This window comes from Pseudomonas sp. P20 (assembly GCF_016463925.1).
In the GTDB taxonomy this organism is placed as follows: Bacteria; Pseudomonadota; Gammaproteobacteria; order Pseudomonadales; family Pseudomonadaceae; genus Pseudomonas; species Pseudomonas aeruginosa.
Genome location: NZ_JAEMVM010000064.1, coordinates 1 through 3,714 on the forward strand (window position 1 = coordinate 1; position 3,714 = coordinate 3,714).

Annotated in this window: 3 protein-coding genes and 1 pseudogene; all 4 read left to right on the forward strand. The window is 60.1% G+C overall.

Annotated elements, in window-relative coordinates:
- On the forward strand, positions 1 to 193 hold a 193-nt coding region (locus tag JHD77_RS31280), incomplete at its 5' end, for a hypothetical protein (RefSeq protein ID WP_233412011.1).
- Positions 194 to 259: 66 nt separating this feature from the next.
- On the forward strand, positions 260 to 895 hold the full coding sequence (locus JHD77_RS31285; protein WP_033980993.1) for a DUF6012 family protein: 636 nt from the start codon (positions 260 to 262) through the stop codon (positions 893 to 895).
- Entirely contained in the window at positions 888 to 2,501 is a 1,614-nt protein-coding gene (locus tag JHD77_RS31290) for a type IV secretory system conjugative DNA transfer family protein (protein WP_223697289.1), read from the forward strand. The genes JHD77_RS31285 and JHD77_RS31290 overlap by 8 nt, the downstream gene beginning before the upstream one ends.
- A 66-nt stretch (positions 2,502 to 2,567) precedes the next feature.
- Positions 2,568 to 3,714 (forward strand): annotated as a pseudogene (locus JHD77_RS31295) (hypothetical protein); the annotation flags it as partial.

A 3,714-nucleotide genomic window follows, 5' to 3' on the forward strand; every position in this document is an offset into this window, starting at 1 on the left:
CCGACTATTTGCAACAGTGCCCTATGTGCCGTGGTCCTGGTGCGTAACGGCAGCGCTGACGTTCCTGCCGGTAGGGGTCACGTTGCTGGCCTTCATGAGCCGCTTTTCAACGAAACAGTCGTTGCACGGCGACGCGCGGTTCGCCAACGAACGCGAGCTGCGCCTGTTCGAGTACCGCGGCGAGTACCAGTAGGCGCCTGCAGGCGCTTCACAACTTCGTCTTTTCCCGCTTGCCGGGATCCTCCTTCGGAGAAAAATCATGCTGATTCACATCGCTCCTAGGCTCTTAGTGCCTAGGTCCTTCCCTTCTGCCTGCGATTTAGTTGACGTGCAGGTGAAAGAGTTCGGTCTACTGCTTGCCGGTGGGCACGACGTAGTGGCCCGCCAGCCATTTCCCAATAAGCGCTACTACGTGGCTTGCCGGAACAAAGGCCGTAAGGCAACGAACGGGTTGCTGATCGACGTGCCGGGCCAGGTGCCGTACTTCACTGTCATCACCCGCTGGAAGATCGCCGGCGAGATTGTTGTGCAGCATCGGGTGGAATACGTCGTGCTCGATGATGAGTTCGATGCGGTCACGGACTACCCCGTGTTGTGGAACGGGTTGTGCTTCGAGATGGGTGACTTCCCGAACCGTGTCACCGACGTGCTGTTGCAGCAAGCAAAGGAGCGAGGTTGTCCTCTTGGGTTGTCTTACCCTCGGGCGACCTTCGATCCACCGTCGTTCGACGACAGGACCCGCAGGCCTGTGTCGCCGGTCGAAATTTGCGAGCAGTTCCGCATGCCGACTATCGAACCCGGTCGGCTGCTGCCTCGGGATAACGATATCCAGAGTCGCTTGCCGTCGCGGGAGTTGGCTTTCGTCGTGAGGGCCGAGGAGGTCAACTATGGCTAGCGCGGCAGGGGTGCCACAGTACAGTCCTTCCCGGCCGCAGCGGCGAATCACTCAGTATCCCCCGCTGTTGCTCGGCAAGCATCCGCGCAAAGACGCGTTCCTGGCGACCTACGGGCAGACGTTCGTCATGCTTGCCGCTCCCCCAGGGAGCGGCAAGGGTGTGGGGATCGTCATTCCGAACTTGCTCAGCTACCCGGATTCGGTCGTGGTTAACGATCCGAAGTTCGAGAACTGGGATACGACGGCGGGCTTCCGCGCAGCGATGGGGCAGAAAGTTTTCCGATTCTCACCGGAACGTCTGGAGACCCACCGTTGGAACCCGCTGTCGGGCCTGCGCCGGGATCCGCTGTACCGGTTGGGGGACATTCGCAGCCTGGCCAGCGTGCTGTTCGTGTCGGACAACCCGAAAAACCAAGAGTGGTACAACAAGGCCGCGAACGTGTTCGGCGCCCTGGTGCTGTACCTGATGGAAACGCCAGAGCTGCCCTGCACTCTGCCGCAGCTCTACGAGCTGGCTTCGTTGGGGACCGGCCTGGGGCAGTGGGCGCAGCAAGTCATCAGCGATCGATCCGACGGGGAAAACGCGCTTTCAGAGGAATGCCGGCGTGAGCTGTACAGCGTCTATGTCGCCTCGCAGAACAAGTCCTCGGGCTGGTCGACTACGAGCGACATTGTGCGCGACGTGCTGGCCATATACGGCGAGAAGACGGTTGCGTGGGCTCTTTCGGGCGATGACATCGACTTCTCCAAGCCCCGGGAAGAGAAGACCAGCGTCTATTTCTGCGTGACGAGTAACGCGCTGAAGAAATTCGCGCCGCTGATGAACCTGTTCTTCTCGCAAGCGATCAACGAGAACTCAAAGGTGTTACCCGAGCAGGGCGGGCACTGTGCCGATGGTTCGCTGCGCTTGAAGCACCAGCTGCTGTTCTTGATCGATGAAATCGCCGTGATGGGGCGGATGGAGGTCATGGAAACAGCGCCGGCGCTGATGCGTGGTGCAGGTCTGCGCTTCTTGATCATCTTTCAGAGCAAAGACCAGCTCCGGGCCGAACGTACATACGGCCGCGAGGGGGGCGACGGGATCATGAAGGCGTTCCACGCCGAGATCGTCTATACGCCGAACGATATCGAACTCGCTACCGAGTACAGCAAGCGGCTGGGCAACACCACTGTTCGAGTCGCGAATGATTCAGTGAACTACGGCGACAAGCGCACCAGGGGGCGCAGCTACAGCGAGCAAGCCCGCCCGCTCATGCTGCCGCAGGAAGTCAACGAGCTGCCATATGACGAGGAACTGATCTTCATCGGGGCGACGAAGGAACACCCGTCGCTGAGCATTCGGGCCCGAAAAATTTTCTGGTACGAAGAGCCGGTGTTCCAGGAACGGGCCAACATGCCCCCGCCAGCGCTGCCGACAGCAGACTTGGAGAAACTCAAGAGCATCACCGTTCCGGTCCGGATCGAGGAGAAGACAGCCGCAGTGGTGGCACCGCATGACGCACAGATAAAAGCGGAACAACAGAAACGAACTTCCAAAAGCGCGAAACAGAAACCAACTTCCAAAAACGTAAAACAGAAACGAACTTCCAAAAACGCGCAGCAGTAAGCGCACACCATCGCAGTTCGCAAGGGCTGTATCAGCAACACACTTATTTGAAAGGAAAAACTAACTATGTGCAGGCGCGTTAATCGTGCGGCGGCACTCTATTGCCGTTCGAAAAAACACTTCATCACGGGCGTCGCCCTGATGGTTACCGCAACAGGCGTGGCTCACGCTGCAAATACGGTTGACTCCAGGTTCACCAACACCATTGTCACTGGCGACGGGAACAGCGTAACCGGCAACCGCGATACCCACTTTTCGGGCGCGACCTCGGCCAATGACCAGGTGATCGTTGGTAACCACAACACCCTGAACAACACTATGTCGTCGGAGATCATTGGCAACTACAACACCGTCACCAACAGCGATATCGCAGTTAAAGGCGAGAGCAACACAGTCTCTAACGCATATGGCCAACTGGTCGGGGACTCGAACAAGATCGATGCGGCGAACGGGACAACAACGGTTATTGGCTCCAGCAACAACGTCACCGGGCAGAGCAACACGGCTGTTGGCAACGGTCATACGATGACGGGCCGGGGATCCGTTGCGATCGGTGAGGCAACCACGACGACGGCCAGCAACAGCGTCACCCTCGGCACAGGGTCTAGCAACAACCGGGACAACACCGTATCTGTCGGCGCCGCCGGCGCCGAACGACAGATCACCAACGTTGCCGGAGGATCCGCGCGGACCGATGCATCGAATCTCGGCCAGGTCCAGGACGGTGACGCCGCGACCCTGGCCGCGGCGAAGGGCTACACCGACACCCAGGTGAGCGCAGAGGCGCAGAAGCGGGCAGACGAGGATAACCGGGTTCTCAGCACGGCCACGAACCACACGAACCAGGCTGTCGCCAACGAAGCGCAAACACGCGGACAAGAGGACGCACGCGTCCTCGGCGAGGCGATCGATCATGCGAATCAGCAAGTGGCGGCCGAGGCTCAAGCCCGCCACGCCGGCGATGCTGCAACCTTGGCGAGCGCGAACAACCACACTGACAGCGCGATCAAGACTGAAGCGAAAGCCCGGGAAGATGGTGACGCGACGACGCTGAAAACTGCCCAGGACCACACCAACAGCCGTGTCGACGCCGAGGCTCAGGCGCGGGCGGATGGTGACGCCGCGACGTTGGCCAGCGCGAAGGACCACACCAACAGCCGTGTCGACGCCGAGGCTCAGGCGCGGGCGGATGGTGACGCCGCGACGTTGGCCA